Source organism: Pacificibacter maritimus (assembly GCF_003814915.1).
In the GTDB taxonomy this organism is placed as follows: Bacteria; Pseudomonadota; Alphaproteobacteria; order Rhodobacterales; family Rhodobacteraceae; genus Celeribacter; species Celeribacter maritimus.
Genome location: NZ_RKQK01000004.1, coordinates 272,979 through 288,394, shown reverse-complemented (window position 1 = coordinate 288,394; position 15,416 = coordinate 272,979). Strand labels below are relative to the sequence as shown.

Annotated in this window: 15 protein-coding genes; 4 read left to right on the top strand and 11 right to left on the bottom strand. The window is 52.5% G+C overall.

Features of this window, described 5'->3' with window-relative positions:
• Window positions 1-66 precede the first annotated feature (66 nt).
• From EDD53_RS12900 to EDD53_RS12860, 9 genes are all read right to left on the bottom strand, one after another.
• On the bottom strand, window positions 67-1,374 hold the full coding sequence (locus EDD53_RS12900; protein ID WP_246002391.1) for a DNA recombination protein RmuC: 1,308 nt from the start codon (window positions 1,372-1,374) through the stop codon (window positions 67-69).
• Window positions 1,374-3,302, bottom strand: coding sequence for a DNA mismatch repair endonuclease MutL (mutL, locus tag EDD53_RS12895; RefSeq protein ID WP_123793896.1), 1,929 nt, complete (start codon window positions 3,300-3,302; stop codon window positions 1,374-1,376). Before mutL ends, EDD53_RS12900 begins: the two co-directional genes overlap by 1 nt.
• 45 nt (window positions 3,303-3,347) lie before the next feature.
• Window positions 3,348-4,667, bottom strand: coding sequence for a M16 family metallopeptidase (locus tag EDD53_RS12890; RefSeq protein ID WP_123793894.1), 1,320 nt, complete (start codon window positions 4,665-4,667; stop codon window positions 3,348-3,350).
• A complete protein-coding gene (locus tag EDD53_RS12885) occupies window positions 4,664-6,001 on the bottom strand; it encodes a M16 family metallopeptidase (protein WP_123793892.1) in 1,338 nt (445 codons plus the stop codon). Before EDD53_RS12885 ends, EDD53_RS12890 begins: the two co-directional genes overlap by 4 nt.
• A gap of 85 nt (window positions 6,002-6,086) precedes the next feature.
• Window positions 6,087-6,590 carry a DUF3035 domain-containing protein gene (locus EDD53_RS12880; protein WP_246002390.1) on the bottom strand — a complete coding sequence of 168 codons (504 nt, stop codon included), beginning with the start codon at window positions 6,588-6,590 and terminating at the stop codon, window positions 6,087-6,089.
• A 53-nt stretch (window positions 6,591-6,643) separates the two neighbouring features.
• A complete protein-coding gene (lspA, locus tag EDD53_RS12875; RefSeq protein ID WP_123793890.1) occupies window positions 6,644-7,117 on the bottom strand; it encodes a signal peptidase II in 474 nt (157 codons plus the stop codon).
• 18 nt (window positions 7,118-7,135) lie between these two features.
• The gene (gene purH, locus EDD53_RS12870) at window positions 7,136-8,725 is read right to left on the bottom strand and encodes a bifunctional phosphoribosylaminoimidazolecarboxamide formyltransferase/IMP cyclohydrolase (protein ID WP_123793888.1); all 1,590 of its coding nucleotides are present in this window, start codon (window positions 8,723-8,725) and stop codon (window positions 7,136-7,138) included.
• A gap of 60 nt (window positions 8,726-8,785) precedes the next feature.
• Entirely contained in the window at window positions 8,786-10,531 is a 1,746-nt protein-coding gene (locus tag EDD53_RS12865) for a heparinase II/III family protein (protein ID WP_123793886.1), read from the bottom strand.
• A 97-nt stretch (window positions 10,532-10,628) separates the two neighbouring features.
• A complete protein-coding gene (locus EDD53_RS12860) occupies window positions 10,629-11,912 on the bottom strand; it encodes an RsmB/NOP family class I SAM-dependent RNA methyltransferase (RefSeq protein ID WP_123793884.1) in 1,284 nt (427 codons plus the stop codon).
• A gap of 47 nt (window positions 11,913-11,959) precedes the next feature.
• On the opposite strand from EDD53_RS12860, the gene EDD53_RS12855 reads away from it, so the two are divergent.
• A complete protein-coding gene (locus tag EDD53_RS12855; RefSeq protein ID WP_123793882.1) occupies window positions 11,960-12,166 on the top strand; it encodes a DUF1674 domain-containing protein in 207 nt (68 codons plus the stop codon).
• 8 nt (window positions 12,167-12,174) lie between these two features.
• On the opposite strand, the gene EDD53_RS12850 is transcribed toward EDD53_RS12855, so the two are convergent.
• A complete protein-coding gene (locus EDD53_RS12850) occupies window positions 12,175-12,528 on the bottom strand; it encodes a dihydrodipicolinate reductase (RefSeq protein WP_123793880.1) in 354 nt (117 codons plus the stop codon).
• An 80-nt stretch (window positions 12,529-12,608) separates the two neighbouring features.
• Complete coding sequence (gene dapB, locus EDD53_RS12845) at window positions 12,609-13,418, bottom strand: 4-hydroxy-tetrahydrodipicolinate reductase (RefSeq protein ID WP_123793878.1); 810 nt, start codon at window positions 13,416-13,418, stop codon at window positions 12,609-12,611.
• Window positions 13,419-13,521: 103 nt separating this feature from the next.
• Here dapB and rbfA point away from each other — a divergent pair, with 103 nt between their 5' ends.
• The 3 genes from rbfA to EDD53_RS12830 are packed head-to-tail and all read left to right on the top strand — an operon-like array spanning window position 13,522 to window position 15,411.
• A complete protein-coding gene (rbfA, locus tag EDD53_RS12840) occupies window positions 13,522-13,947 on the top strand; it encodes a 30S ribosome-binding factor RbfA (RefSeq protein ID WP_123793876.1) in 426 nt (141 codons plus the stop codon).
• Window positions 13,947-14,852 (top strand): tRNA pseudouridine(55) synthase TruB, encoded by a 906-nt coding sequence (gene truB, locus EDD53_RS12835; RefSeq protein WP_123793874.1) that lies wholly within the window; start codon window positions 13,947-13,949, stop codon window positions 14,850-14,852. The genes rbfA and truB overlap by 1 nt, the downstream gene beginning before the upstream one ends.
• A gap of 49 nt (window positions 14,853-14,901) precedes the next feature.
• Window positions 14,902-15,411: a DUF1643 domain-containing protein gene (locus EDD53_RS12830; protein ID WP_123793872.1), complete on the top strand. Its 510-nt coding sequence runs from the start codon at window positions 14,902-14,904 to the stop codon at window positions 15,409-15,411.
• The last annotated feature ends 5 nt before the right edge of the window (window positions 15,412-15,416 follow it).

Genomic DNA, 15,416 nt, shown 5'->3' with positions numbered 1-15,416 from the left:
AGTTGACCCAAAGACAACGATCATTGAAGCGCATGCCATCCCATAAATTCGCTCAATCAAGCCGCGCTAAGGTTTTGGTACGAGAGGCACGACACCTGCCGCAGCAGGGGTTTCGGTGTCAGCGGCCAATTCTTCGAAATCAAAATGATCCAAACGATGTGCACGCTTCCCTGCTTTTTCAGCGGAAATTTTGATATCTTCGATGTCTTTCGCTGCCTGCCCAAAGTGACGATCCAGATTGCCCACACGCGTGCCCAAGCGATCAACATCGCCAGCCAATAGTCCCAATTCTTTGCGAATAGAGCCCGCTTGTTCACGCATACGGGCGTCCTTCAAGATGGCGCGCATGGTGTTGAGCGTGGCCATGCATGTTGTGGGCGATACGATCCAAACCCGTTTATCAAAGCCTTCGCGGACCAATTCGGGAAAATTGGCATGCAGCTCGGCATAGACCGCTTCTGACGGCAAAAACATCAAAGCGCCATCGGCGGTTTCGCCCTCGATGATGTATTTGGTCGAGATGTCATTGAGGTGTTTTTTAACAGCCGTACGCATCATTTTGGCCGCTTCCGTGACATCCCATTGCGTCTCAGCGCGGCGCAAGGCCTCATAAGCTTCCAGCGGGAATTTGCTATCAACCACGATAGATCCCGGCGGGTTTGGCAAATGAATCAAACAGTCGGCACGCTTGCCATTCGATAGGGTTGCTTGCAGCGTGTAACTGTCCTTGGGCAAGGCTTTCCCGACGATGTCGTTGAGCTGAATTTCCCCAAAAGCACCACGTGTTTGCTTGTTGGACAAGATATCTTGCAACGACAGAACATTGCCCGACAGCTTTTCGATATTGGCCTGCGCTTTGTCGATGGTCATCAACCGTTCTTGCAGCGAGGTCAATGAGGTGGCCGTTTGCTTGGCGTTCCCCATCAAGCTTTGGCCCATCTTTTCTTGCAACTCTGAAATCGATCGATTGGTGCGCACCTGCATTTGCGACAAGTTTTCTTGCAGTTTCAGTTGTTGAGCCGCCAGATTGTCAGACATTTGTTGCTGCATCTGCGCCAAGTTTTCACCTGTGCGTTGCTGCGACTTGGCGAGCGTTTCATGCAAATTAAGCTGCACTTCGCCAAGACGCTGTTCCATCATATTGGTCAGTTGGGTTTGGCCGATGGCTTGGTTTTGCGCGACATTGTTGAGGCTGCCACCCAGATGGTCTTGGCCAGACGAAAGCTGTTCCACGCGTTGCCCCAAGGCCATCATGCGCTCAGAGGCGCGCGCCGTGCCACGCACAACAGACCATAGCATCAACAAGATAAGCGCAGCAAAAATCGCGCCGCCGATCAAAAGGTATTGTTGCATTTGAGGGTCAGAAAAATCCATCATGTCCGTCCAAACAATCGTTCAATATCCGACAACTTCAATTCCACATAGGTAGGACGCCCATGGTTGCACTGGCCTGAATGCGGCGTGCTTTCCATTTCGCGCAGCAGTGCATTCATTTCTTCACCCCGCATCCAGCGCCCTGAGCGAATTGACCCATGACAAGCAACCCGCGACAACACAGCTTCGATACGGGCCTGTACTGTCTGACTGTCACCCAAATCGGCCAGTTCATCCAGAACATCCATAATCATCGCTTTGGCGTCAACACGCCCCAAAATAGCAGGTGTTTCACGTACGGCAATCGCACCGCCACCAAAGGCTTCGATCACCAACCCAAGCCCTGCCAAATCATCCGCCAAGTCTAGCAAAACCTGCGCATCATTGGCACCCAGTTCAATCACTTCAGGGATCAGCAAAGCCTGCGACGCAACCCCATTTTCTGCCATCAGTTTTTTCAACTTTTCGTAGACAAGTCGTTCGTGGGCGGCGTGCTGATCTACGATCACGATACCTGATTGAGTTTGCGCTATAATATAGTTTTCATGCACCTGAGCGCGCGCGGCACCAAGGGGCAGCGCTTCTGCGACAGGGTTTTCGGCACCCTCCTCAACGCGCGCAGACGGAGACGACATTTCCGCAAAGCCCCGAACCTCCGTATGATTGGGCGCTTGCCATTGATAGCTGGACTGCACTGAATCGTTCGAAGGGCGCGGCGGCATGGAATAACCAGAGGGACCACGGCGGTCCATTTGATAGATGCGCGGTGTTTCATCCGTGGGCTGATCGGCGGAGTTTGATATCGCGCCAGCCCCTTGAGGCCGCATAGCACCCAATGTCTCTTGCGCCACGGTGGTAGAAGCACGATGACCCGCTTCGGTTAGAGCGCGGCGCAGACCTGATACAATTAGACTGCGCGCCTGTGTAGGTTCGCGAAAACGCACTTCTGATTTGGCGGGATGCACGTTTACGTCCACACGGTGCGGTTCAACATCAATAAACAGGCATGCTGCAGGGTGACGATCACGGCTGAGAAAATCGAAATAAGCTGCACGTAACGCCCCAAGCAAAAGCTTGTCGCGCACAGGCCGACCATTCACGAATAAGAATTGCTGTACAGATGAACCACGTGAGTATGTCGGCAAGGCAGCATAGCCTGTCAGGTGTAAACCTTCACGCTCGCTATCAATCGCTAATGCGTTTTCCGCGAATTCTTTTCCCAAGACAGTCGCCAAACGGCCATGCAACGCATCGAACATGTCACCAGATTGCGGGTCCGCACGAAACGTTACACGCCCTTCGCCACCACCAGACACATCGCGCAGCGTGAACCCGACAAATGGCTCTGCCATGGCCAAGCGTTTGACCACATCAGAAATGGCCTGCGCTTCAGCGCGGTCTGTGCGCAGAAATTTCAAGCGCGCAGGCGTGGCGAAAAACAGATCGCGCAGCTCAACCACTGTGCCTTTGGTCAATGCGGCGGGTTTGAGCGGTTCGATATGACCACCAGAAACAGATAAAGTCACCCCGTCATGACCTTCGGCCCGTGAGGTGATTTTAAGACGCCCAACAGCGCCAAGCGAAGGCAAGGCTTCGCCCCGAAATCCAAACGTGTGAATGTCTAGCAGGTCAGACCCATCGATCTTCGATGTCGCGTGACGCGACAAAGCCAAGGGCAAATCATCGCCCGTCATCCCACAGCCATCATCCGTGATACGGATTAAGGTTTTCCCCCCGTCCGCATAGTCAACCGTGATGCGGCGCGCGCCAGCATCGATGGCGTTTTCAACCAGTTCCTTAACCGCAGAGGCGGGGCGTTCAACCACTTCGCCCGCTGCGATACGGTTGATTGCCCCCTCATCCAATTGGCGAATGACAGGGCGTTGCGGCGTGGCGGGTTGGCTTATATTGAGGTCTGTAGAGTTCATACTACTAGAAATAGCATGAACTCCTCCGATTCGACCATGCGCAAATCATTCAGATTTTAGGCCTTCGGGTTGCCCAACAACAAAGAAAGTTAATTCGTCGGGCTTGTAGAGATCTTGAATGACAGCATTGATCTCATCCACAGTCACCGCGTTGATGAGATCGTTGCGATGCAAGATATAGTCGCGCTCTAGCCCAGTCATTTGCATACCGACTAGAATGCTGGCAATCGGCGCATTACCGTCAAACCGCAGCGCGTAGGCGCCTGTCAGGTAAGTCTGAGCCGCTTCAAGTTCCGCTGCAGACACACCTTCACGTGCGAGGCGCGCCCATTCTTGTTGGACCACATCAATAGATTCACGCACGACGGAATTGCTGGACGAAAACTGCCCCAAGACCACTTCGGAATGATCATAGGGGACAAGATAAGCCCCGATACCGTAGGTCAAACCCCGCTTTTCACGCACCTCTTGCATCAAACGCGACTCGCGCGTACCGCCTAGTATTTCGTTTGCAATATAGGCTGGGATGAAGTTGGGATCATCGCGGGGGATACCCGAATGCCCGAACATGACAACAGATTGCGGCGTGTCGAATGGGATAACGTTGATCCCACCCTGCAAATTTGGTGTGATCTGTTCTGGTAGATCGGGGCCGCCCTCAGGCAGGTCTCCCAACAATTTATCGAGCAAGATCGCAAGCTCCGACCCAGTAATATCGCCAACAGCGGCCACATAGAGACGATCTTTAACTAAGGCGCGTTTATGCGCCGTGCGCATATCGTCTGGCGTTAAGCTGGCGACCGTTTCAAAGGTGCCATTGCTTGAGGTCCCGTAAGGGTGATCCCCAAAGGCCTGCGCATTCAAGGCCTTTGAAGCGATATCATTGGGCGATGTCATATTGGATTGAATGATTGATTCAACCTGCCCGCGCACGCGATCCACCGCAGTTTCGTCAAAGCGGGGCTCTAACAAAGCTGTGCGTAACAAAGCCATGGCTTCGTCGCGGTTTTCAGTGAGGAATTTGGCTGAGACTGAAACACTGTCGGCATAAGAATCGAATGTAAATCCTGCCGCGAGACTGTCGCGCGCCTTGGCGAAACCCTGTGCATCTAAATCGCCCGCGCCTTCTTCCAAGGTCGCCATCATGAGGTTGATTTCGCCACGCTTGCCTTCACGGTCTAAGGATGTGCCGCCCCTAAAACGCAATTCCAAAGCCGTGAACGGAATTGTATGATCTTCGACCAACCAAGCTGTGATGCCCGAATCAGATGTAACTTCTTGCACCTCATTCATTGCGACCGCAGGATTGACAAGACTGGCACAAAGCAAGGCTGCGCCTAGAATAGGTTTGAATATCTGTCTCATTCGCCTGCCTCCTGAGATGTTTCATCTGGCAATAAGAAACCTGTAACAGAATTCGATTTGTCGAATACCCGCTGCGCAGCTTTCATCACATCATCGGGCGTCACGGCCTCCAAAGCATCAGGCCAAGACTGCACATCATCAATCGACAAACCGATGGTCAATTCTGCGCCGTAGCGGCGCGCCAAGCTTTCCACGTTATCAAGTTGATAGATCCGTGATGCGCGCAATTGCGTTTTGAGGCGTTCGAATTGTTCTAGATCCACACCTTCAGACAGAAATGTTTCAATAGCATCATCGACAGCGATTTCAGCATCTTCTAACGACACGCCAGGAACGGGCGCGATGACCAGACCAAATGATCCGATATCTAGCGATGCGCCATTGTAGAAAGCAGACACAAAAATCGCTTTTGGATCGTCAAACATCAGCTTTCGCCCCAAATAAGATGTTGCACCATCACCGCCCAAAAGGCTTGCTAACACCTCTAACGCGGCAGCTTCTGATTGATCACCAGGATTGCGTTCTGTCGCTAGATAGCTGCGCGTCATGTAGGGCTGAGACACTTGCGGGTCGATCATCGTCATACGGCGTTCAACAAGTTGAGGTGGCTCCGTCGGGCGCATGCGTTCGGGCAAATCGACGGTTGGCTCTATTGGTCCATAGTGGGTCTCGGCCAGCGCCTTGACCTCTTGCGGGTCAACATCCCCAGCAACAACCAAAATCGCATTATTCGGCGCGTAATATTGGCGATAGAAAGCAAAAGCGTCATCACGGTTAAGTTGCTCGATCTCATGGCGCCATCCGATGATCGGCGTTCCATAAGGGTGATTTAGGAACTGTGCTGCGCGCATTTGCTCTCGAAACAGCGCACTTGGGTCACTATCGGTGCGTTGATTGCGCTCTTCGAGGACAATATTGCGTTCTGTGGCAACATCATCTTCGGTCATTTGCAAACCGCGCATACGATCGGCTTCCATTTCCATCATGAGAGGCAAACGATCTGCGGCTACACGCTGATAATAGGCCGTATAGTCCCAACTTGTGAAGGCATTGTCGGATCCGCCATTGCGCGTCACCGTGGCAGATAATTCACCAGCATCAAGGGTATCAGTTCCTTTGAACATCAGATGTTCTAGAAAATGCGCAATACCACTTTTGCCTGCAACCTCATCTGCTGCACCAACTTTATACCAGACCGTGTGAACAACCACGGGGGCGCGGTGATCTTCGATCACCACCACATCCATGCCATTTTCGAGCTCGAAGTTTGTTACATCCGCCGCCAGCGCTGGCGCGCTTAGCCCCAGAACAATAATACTCAAAAGAGATTTCATGCCGTTCCCTTACACCTTTGTTGTGCACATAGTTGCGCTTGAAAGGACTAAGGGCAATAGGTCATGACGGGGACGTGATCACAGGTCAGCGCTGCGAGGGGGCAGAGGGCACGGAAACGCCCTTGGCTTGCAAGCGCTCAAGCTCTTTCCACGGGTCTAAAGCAAGGCGACGGTACGCGCGCTCGTATAGGTTTTTAGTCCATGGAAACCTTGGGGCCGCAGACTTGCGTTTCAAAAAGCGCTGATCAGCCTGAGCGAGATCAGAACGGATCGCAGGATCGACACCGTAACGCGATGCATAGGTCACAATCCCCGCATCGGCGCCTGATTGCGTAGGTACACGTCCACCCAAAGCAACCACAGCATCCGCTTTTGGTGTCGCATCGGTGCGATTGCTGCCACCAGGTGTTGGGGTCGGAAGGCTGGCAAAGCTATTTGGCGCCTCCAAAGGTTTAGCCACCGAAATGGCGAATTCATCGGGACCAACACCATCTGAGTTCGGCGTCAAGTTTGCCTTAGGCGAACAGGCGCTAACTGTCATCACAAGCGCCGCACAGATCACCATTTTCATTTCAGTTCGATGCAACATTGCTCACCTCTGGCCCATTCGTAAACTGTTTCTAACGCAAGACCGCGATAAGGTCACGTAGGCTTTTTCGCTTCGCCTGTGAAAAGAATAAGGCCAAAAGCGCCTGCAAAAATAGATATGTCGGCGACATTGAACGAATACGGATTGGCAAACCCGCAACACGACATGTTGAGAAAATCAGCAACAGCCCCGTACAGGATACGGTCAATTGCATTCCCCAAGGCCCCGCCGACCAACAGACCTGCGCTAATCATACCCGTTTTGCCGAACTGGTCTCGACGCACCCACGACAACACCCAGATTGACATAACGATCGCCAAAGCCACCCAGCCCCAGCGCAGCATAGTCGCATATTGTGAAAACAGACCAAAATTGATGCCTGTATTCCACGCCATACGAAACACAAGATACGGGGGGAACACTTCGATTTCCCCCACTGAACGCAGGTTGAATGCATGCACCACCACCCATTTCGAAAGCTGATCGATCACAAAAATGATGAAAGCAGTCAGAGCAGTGGTGCGCATGTTTGGTCCTAACTTAGATTAGTGGCGGAAGTGGCGCATGCCGGTAAAGACCATCGCAATACCCGCTTCGTCAGCCGCATCGATGACTTCTTGGTCGCGCATTGAGCCACCAGGCTGGATCACACAGGTCGCGCCAGCAGCAGCAGCTTCTAACAAGCCATCCGCAAATGGGAAGAACGCATCAGACGCGACAGCAGAACCGATTGTCAAAGGCTCATCCAAGCCCATTGCATCGGCCATACGTTTTGATTTTGCCGCTGCAATCAACGCAGAATCAAGGCGCGACATTTGGCCAGCACCAACACCAACTGTTGCTTGATCTTTCACGTAAACAATTGCGTTAGATTTGACGTGTTTAGCGACTTTCCATGCAAACAATAGATCTTTCATTTGCTCAGGTGTTGGCGCTTTTTTGGTCATGACTTTCAAGTCATCCATATCAACAAAGCCTGCATCTTTGTTCTGCACCAATAGACCGCCAGCCACTTGGCGCACGGTGTGTGAAGCTTCCAAAACATTCGGCAAGCCGTCAGTGGTCAACAAGCGCAGGTTCTTTTTCTTTGCAAAAATTGCTTTTGCTTCATCAGTCGCACCGGGCGCAATCACAACTTCGGTAAAGATCTCAACAATCGCTTCGGCTGTTTCAGCATCCAGTTCTTTGTTTAGGGCAACGATGCCACCAAACGCGGATGTGCGGTCACAATCGAACGCGTTTTTATATGCCTCAAGCAGCGTCGCACCTTTCGCCACACCACACGGGTTGGCGTGCTTGATGATGGCAACGGCAGCTGTTTCAGCTGGATCAAATTCCGCGACCAGCTCAAACGCCGCGTCTGTGTCGTTGATGTTGTTGTAAGACAGTTCTTTGCCTTGATGCTGGGTTGCTGTTGCTACACCTGGACGGTTTGAGCCATCTGTGTAGAAAGCAGCAGACTGGTGTGGGTTTTCACCATAGCGCAGAGTTTGCTTGATGGTGCCTGCAAAAGCACGACGACGCGGAGCGGTTTCGCCCAAAGCATCAGCCATCCAGTTGGAAACCGCCGCATCGTAAGCGCCTGTGCGCGCATAGGCGATTTGTGCGAGTTTTTGACGGAAGGCATATGAAGTCTGACCATCATTCGTTTCAAGTTCTTCCAGCAAGGCATCGTAGTCTTCAACGTCGACCACAGTCGTTACAAAACCGTGGTTTTTCGCAGAAGCGCGGATCATCGCTGGGCCACCGATATCGATGTTTTCGATCATCTCATCGTATTCAGCGCCACGCGCCAAAGCTGCCTCAAATGGGTACAAATTCACAACCAATAGGTCGATGCCGAGTATGCTATGATCGGCCATTGCTTTAACGTGGTCATCGTTATCGCGTAGGGCCAAGAGGCCGCCGTGAACCTTGGGGTGAAGTGTTTTCACACGACCGTCCATCATTTCTGGAAAGCCTGTGACCTCGGCCACGTCTTTCACATCCAAACCAGCGTCGCGCAGAGCTTTAGCTGACCCGCCAGTGGACAGCAGCTCCACACCGCGTGCGGCAAGCGCCTTACCAAGGTCAACAAGACCCGTTTTGTCAGAAACAGAAAGAAGTGCGCGGCGCACAGGATAGAGATCGGTCATTTAGAAGTCCCCAGATTGGCAGTCATTTGGGTGATCCAGCAAGCCAGACCACAATTTAGATCAGGTCATAATGTCGTCGTCTCGTTCGAGATCTCGCAGTGTTGTCGGCGTTTCTTGTGCCTTTGCCAGAGTCCAACGGACGCGCGTCGCATAATCCATTGCGACGGCAGATAGAACCACTTGTTTGCTTGCGCGGGGCTTTAATCGCCCTTTTTCCAGATAAACCGACCGATCTAGGCTTAGTTTTGCCTGACCGTCGTGGCGAAACACCCAAATTTCACCAGATTTAAGCGCCATCGACACCGCAGCGCCCCCCATGTCCAGCTCGACATCGACATCAGGATGCAGGTGGAACCGTACGTGAAATGGGATACCTTGCAGCTTGCGTTTATCCATCATCTTATCGAACTGCTGCTCATTGGCGCGCGTAATGGTGGCAAGGGTATCTTCGCCAGCGATGCCGCGTCCATCGGCTGAAAGATCTATTTGTCGAATATGCGTCAGACCGTGCGTCGATAGATATCCATCGTGGGCCGCAACGAATCCGACATCCAAATCGCTTGATCTCATTTCCAAACGCACGTCGCGCGGCGTGTCGATCAACAGTTCGCGCAGGTGGCCGCGGATCAAACGCTTTGGCCCAAGACGAGAGGACGAGAAACCTTCAACGCCAAGTGTAGAATGTGACGGCGTAGCACGCCCAGCGCGGCGCCAATCCTCACCAAAACTAGACCCTGCCCCACAATTCACGATCAAAGGCCGACGTCCTGATGTGAGTTCAAAGGCCAAAGTGGAGGCATGGGCGTTAAAAGAATTCTCGCGGGCAGGCGGGGCTGAGACATCTGTAACAATCGACGTGCGTCCAGCGCTTTGACGCAAATACCCCATGTGCAAAGTATCATCGGGGCGTGACGTATTGCCCGAACTGGCCAAGGCTTGATCCAAACGCCCCTCTAGCCCGCGCCCTCCACCATGAAACCGCGCCAGCCCACCATCAGAGTGACGCAAAGCGCGTAAGGTAGGCGCGATTCGCGCGATGGCATTGGAATGCGCTTCATCGACGATTCTGCCCCCTTCTGATAAGGCGGCGGCGGCCCATGTCAAAAGAGTGAAAACTTCTAGCAGCTCCTCGGGATTGCGCGTGGGCAAGCCCCCGTCTGCATCAATGCTGTCAACACACTCTGCGGCCAAAGCTTCGACGGCTGGCCCGACATGGTTTGCCATTCCATCAAGTGACAAACCTGCGTAAATAAGTCCTGCCAAAGCTTCAAAACGCGCAAGGCCTTGCGATGCGGTGTGCCAACGTTTTGATAGAAAAACCGTTTGATGACCAAGTGTTTTGTAAAACGCCTTTGATGTGTCGACATCAAGTCCCGATAGGTAAAACAAGGCATGGTTGATCCAGCGAATAAGTCGCCGCCCCGTCAGGTCTGGCGTCCATCCTGCCCCACCGCCTTTGGCATATAGGCGAACCCAGTCTGTCATCCAATCTTGTGCAGTTTTACGCGCTTTGGCATCGCCTACCGCGGCCAAATCATCAAGCCATGTACACCCTTGAATTTCTTCAACGAAGGCCGTCGAGCTGCCTTCTAACGTCCAGATTGAATGTTGGGGTGCCTCAATCAGCTGACCTGCGAATAAATAATTCCCTGCAATTAATTGGCGCCCCTTGGCGAAAGAACCCATCGACTTTGGTTCTGGCTGCCATCGAAACCCCGTTGCAGCTGGTCCACGCGTGGCACGCCACGCATGAAACTTGTTCATGCGGCGTGTCATCTGTGCGCGCCAGTCTTCGGATTGGGACATTCTAGGCCTGCCTCGCCCTGTTTCGCTCAACGTGTTCTTATTCGTTCAAGTGATACAACCTCAGGCCAAGACTGTCATCGAAGATTTTCGGCAAAAATTATGAGCGGCGGAAAAGCGTTACAAAAAATCCATCCATACCGCCCGCTTCAGGCCAGAAATCAGGCCGTGTGCGCAACCCTTCAGGGCCAATCCAGTTCGGATCAACGCCCGGAATCTTTAGAGCCTCAAGGTCAACGCGAAGATCAGGATGACGCGCCAGTGCATCGCGCACTTGCTCTTCACCTTCGTCGATCAGCAACGAACACGTACAATAGACCAAGCGCCCTTCGGGCTTCAAAAGAGACAAAGCCCGATCAATCATAAGTTCTTGCAACTCAAACAAGCCCGGAAAGTCAGAACCGTCCTTTGCATAGGGCAAATCAGGGTGGCGGCGAATGGTCCCTGTTGCGGTACAAGGCGCATCCAGCAAAATTGCATCGAACAGATCCTTAGTTTCATACTCGAGCGCATCCATGACAACAGGGATCGCAGGCAGGTACATGCGCTGCAGGTTTTCCACCACGCGCTTCATGCGACTTTCCGAGATATCCAAAGCCGTCACTTCAGCGCCAGCGGCTGAAATTTGCATGGTTTTGCCACCTGGCGCGGCACACATATCCAAGATGCGTTCACCTTTTTGCGGTGCCAAAATACGCGCTGGCAAAGCGGCAGCAGCATCTTGCACCCACCAATCGCCATCTTCAAAACCAGCCAACTTGGTGACCTGCGATACATTTGGCACCCGCAGACTGCCTGTTGGCAATAGGTCTGCAGAAAGCGCCATCAGTGTATCCACATTGGTGTTCTTCAGCGTCACGTCCAAAGGCGCACCTTGAGCGTGAGCCGCCTCGATTGCGACAACTACCTCTTTTCCGTAGTCAGCCAACAGTGGTTTTCGCAACCACTTCGGTAACATAGGTGCAGGCAGACGATCCCACTTCGCACCTTCATCTACGACTTTGCGCAAAACAGCGTTGACCAGCCCCTTAAAGTGGCTCGATTTTTGGCGCTCTTGCATCAAGGACACGTAGGAATTGACCACACCATGTGACGCTTCGCCAGCTCCGCAAATTTCATACACCCCTAAGCGCAGCGCATTCATAACATGCGGCGCAGGGCGTTTCGATAAATGCGGCCCGAGCATACGGTCACACCGGTCCAAAACACGTAAAGCTTCAGTCACCAGCCGTTGCGCACGTGCGCGATCACTTGGCTCGAGGCGCGCCGTTTTTGCAGGCAGCACTTCGGACAGCAAACGATTTTCGATGGTCACTGCATCCAGCAGGGCAAGGGCGGTGCGGCGCGCATCAAGGCCCGCGTCTTTTGAAGAACTTGTTTTCATGGCTTTGCGTCGTATATCACTCTTGTGAACCGAACAAGGATTTACCGATGTCAGATGACACTTCACCGAATGTAACCCGTGATATAAGCGAACTTCCCCCCGCAGCGCAGCGCGCACTGGCGGAAGCCGAAGAGCGCCGCATGAAACGCGACGCCGAACTTAAAGCCATGCCACTTGAACTTGGCGGGCGGGACGGACCAGAGCCCGTACGCTATGGCGACTATGAGAAAAAAGGAATCGCTGTTGATTTCTAGGTGTTTTCTTATCGCAGTTTGAAGCCTGCCGATTGGCCAGCACCACGGTCAGATGTAAATCTGATAGTGTCTTTATGCGCTGATACCAGTTGACAATTTGGACCTAAATTTTCGTCACCAAAATAAAGATCACGACAAAAGTAGCCGTCTTGCCAACGCCATGTTCCGACAACAGGTTTACCAAAAGCGTGGCCACGAATGTCGCCTGATGGGGAGACTGTGAGCTTGATCCCTAACCGCGTCAATTCTCGCCCTTCGACGGTTTCGACGAAGCCTTCAACAGATGAAACACGTTCCAAGGATTGAGATACAGCTGGGGCTGAGCTCAAAAGTAGCGACAAAACAACGAATACGCGAAGCATCTATCTCTCCTTTTAATCATTCAAAGGAGAATACGCTTAAGACGTAAAAACAGTTTAAATTTAGATTCAGAAAGTAGACTTTAGAGGCCCAGAACATCCATCATGTCATATTCACCGGGTTTTTGCGTTTGCCCCCAAAGCGCCGCTTTTACAGCGCCTTTGGCGAACAAAGATCGGTCTGAGGCCACGTGACGCAAAACGATTCGCTCACCATCACCTAGAAACATGACATCGTGTTCGCCCACAACATCGCCGCCACGGATTGCAGAAAACCCGATATCCCCACGTTTGCGTGCGCCTGTGATGCCATCACGGCCAGAATCCGTAACCTCTGACAGTTTAACACCGCGTCCTTCGGCTGCGGCTTCGCCCAACATCAAAGCTGTCCCTGAGGGCGCATCCACCTTGCGGTTGTGATGGGACTCGACGACTTCAACATCAAAATCTGCATCCAAGGCTTGAGCAACCATCTTGGTCAATTTCGTTAAAAGGTTCACGCCCAACGACATATTGCCAGCACGGACGATCGTACAATGATTTGCCGCATCACCCAATTTGGTGATATCTTCATCGCTCATACCTGTAGTGCCAATTACATGGACACAGCCTGCCTGCGCTGCCAATGCTGAAAAGGCCACTGTTGCTGCGGGCGCTGTAAAGTCGATAACCGCCTGTGCTTTTGAAAACGCCTCAAGTGCATCATCCGTCACGGTTATCCCATTGCTCGCGCCCCCCATGGCGAGCCCGACATCTTGACCAATCCAGTCATGCCCAACACGCTCAACAGCACCCACAAGCTTACATTTGTCGGATGCCAACACTGTATTGATGAGCATCTGCCCCATACGTCCAGATGCGCCAGTGATTACGATACCGGGAAGATTGGTCATTTGGGTGCTCCTATGCATAAATTTGCGCCGAGGTTTACCCTGCCTTTGCAGCTTTGGCAAAGCCTCGCTTGCAACGCAGTGCAATCAATACTATTTCGCTATCATGGCTAAACGTACAAATTCAGGCGGACAAAATGGTTCGCACCGCACCCTTCGCGTTGGCGAAGCTATCCGCAGACGTTTGTCTGAGATGCTTGCACGCGGTGAAATTCATGATCCAGCGATCTCATCACTGTCGATCACTGTAGGTGAGGTGCGCGTAACAAACGACATGCGTATCGCCACCGCATATATTCTACCGCTAGGTGGTGAAGGCGCTGATGAAGCCTTGGCTGCTATGCGCAAACGTCAGGGGCTTATTCGGCACCACATCGGAAAAGCATTGACCATCCGTCATATTCCAGAATTACGGTTTGAATTGGATGACACATTCGACCGCATGGATGCGACGCGAAAACTGTTCCAAGACGAACGCATTCAACGCGATCTGAACAAACCTGACACAGATGAAGAAAGCGGCACGGAATAATGGCTCGGACTAAAAAAGGCCGCGCCCTACATGGTTGGTTGATCGTTGATAAACCTGCAGGCATGACATCCACCGCAGTCGTGAACAAAGTTAAGTGGGCAATGGATGCGCAAAAAGCAGGTCACGCTGGTACACTTGATCCCGAAGCAACTGGCCTTTTGGCCGTCGCCTTGGGCGAAGCGACAAAGACCGTGCCTTACATTACCGACGCGTTAAAATGCTACCGCTTTTCTGTACGCTTGGGTCAAGCGACGAACACAGATGACGCAGAAGGCGAAGTGGTTAACGAAAGCGACCTGCGCCCGAGCACCGCTGACATCGAAGCCGCTTTGCCGCAGTTCGTTGGTGACATCATGCAGGTTCCCCCAAAATTTTCTGCCGTGAAAATTGATGGCGAACGTGCATACAAGTTGGCACGTGACGACGAAGATTTTGAAATCGCGGCGCGACCTTTATATGTCGATGAGATGCTCGTCATAGAGCGTACAGATACGGATCATGTGCTTTTAGAAATGACTTGCGGCAAGGGTGGCTATGTTCGCTCTATCGCACGGGATTTAGGTGAAGCTTTGGGCTGTTTCGCTCACGTTGAATGGCTGCGTCGCGAATGGTCTGGCCCTTGGGAAACTGATGATGGTGTGACAATCGACGTCATCAACGACTTAGCAAAAACCGAAAAGCTAGATGAATATCTCTTGCCCGTCAGCGAGGGGTTGGGCAGCTTAGAAGAGTTGCGCGCAACGCCCGAAGGCGCTGCTAAACTGCGCAACGGGAATCCAGGCATGGTTTACAACGGCAACGCGGAATTCGGCGATGAAGTCTGGGTTTCCTTCGAAGGTCAGCCAGTAGCGGTGGGTATTTACAGGTCAGGCGAGGTGCACCCTTCGCGGGTTTTCAACCTGTAACGGGTTGATTGTTTGGGCAAGGCAGCGTTTGGAAAGCATAGTTCGCAGCATGATTGTACGTTCTCACACCAAAGGTGACGCACCTTCAACCGCCTACTATTCAGACTGCGAATCGTATCGCTATGCCTTAACGCGTGAATGGGATCCCGCGGGTCGCAAAGTTCTGTTTGTGATGTTGAACCCCTCGACCGCCACTGAAATTCAGAACGATCCAACAGTTGAACGCTGTGAACGACGCGCACGCAGTTTAGGATTTGGCGCGTTTTGCGTTACTAACATATTTGCGTGGCGGGACACTGATCCACGTAAAATGCGGTTAGCCGCAGATCCAATCGGGCCAGAAAATGACACAACTATTCTGAAATACACAGACTGGGCTGATGTGATCATTTGTGCGTGGGGAACTCACGGCGCACATCGCGGACGTGGAGCAGATGTTGAGGCGCTTTTGCGAGGAACAAACCGCCCCTTGTATCACTTGGGGTTATCCAAAGCGGGGCACCCCAAGCACCCTCTTTACATCGCTTACAGCGAGCACCCACAGCATTGGGAAACCTGATGGTC

Coding starts and splice junctions, on each gene's coding strand:
- mutL (WP_123793896.1), bottom strand. CDS start 3,302: ATGAACTCTACAGACCTCAATATAAGCCAACCCGCCACGCCGCAACGC.
- EDD53_RS12865 (WP_123793886.1), bottom strand. CDS start 10,531: ATGTCCCAATCCGAAGACTGGCGCGCACAGATGACACGCCGCATGAAC.
- rbfA (WP_123793876.1), top strand. CDS start 13,522: ATGGCTAAACGTACAAATTCAGGCGGACAAAATGGTTCGCACCGCACC.
- dapB (WP_123793878.1), bottom strand. CDS start 13,418: ATGACCAATCTTCCCGGTATCGTAATCACTGGCGCATCTGGACGTATG.
- EDD53_RS12850 (WP_123793880.1), bottom strand. CDS start 12,528: ATGCTTCGCGTATTCGTTGTTTTGTCGCTACTTTTGAGCTCAGCCCCA.
- EDD53_RS12885 (WP_123793892.1), bottom strand. CDS start 6,001: ATGAAATCTCTTTTGAGTATTATTGTTCTGGGGCTAAGCGCGCCAGCG.
- EDD53_RS12880 (WP_246002390.1), bottom strand. CDS start 6,590: ATGTTGCATCGAACTGAAATGAAAATGGTGATCTGTGCGGCGCTTGTG.
- lspA (WP_123793890.1), bottom strand. CDS start 7,117: ATGCGCACCACTGCTCTGACTGCTTTCATCATTTTTGTGATCGATCAG.
- EDD53_RS12860 (WP_123793884.1), bottom strand. CDS start 11,912: ATGAAAACAAGTTCTTCAAAAGACGCGGGCCTTGATGCGCGCCGCACC.
- EDD53_RS12900 (WP_246002391.1), bottom strand. CDS start 1,374: ATGGATTTTTCTGACCCTCAAATGCAACAATACCTTTTGATCGGCGGC.
- EDD53_RS12855 (WP_123793882.1), top strand. CDS start 11,960: ATGTCAGATGACACTTCACCGAATGTAACCCGTGATATAAGCGAACTT.
- truB (WP_123793874.1), top strand. CDS start 13,947: ATGGCTCGGACTAAAAAAGGCCGCGCCCTACATGGTTGGTTGATCGTT.
- EDD53_RS12890 (WP_123793894.1), bottom strand. CDS start 4,667: ATGAGACAGATATTCAAACCTATTCTAGGCGCAGCCTTGCTTTGTGCC.
- EDD53_RS12830 (WP_123793872.1), top strand. CDS start 14,902: ATGATTGTACGTTCTCACACCAAAGGTGACGCACCTTCAACCGCCTAC.
- purH (WP_123793888.1), bottom strand. CDS start 8,725: ATGACCGATCTCTATCCTGTGCGCCGCGCACTTCTTTCTGTTTCTGAC.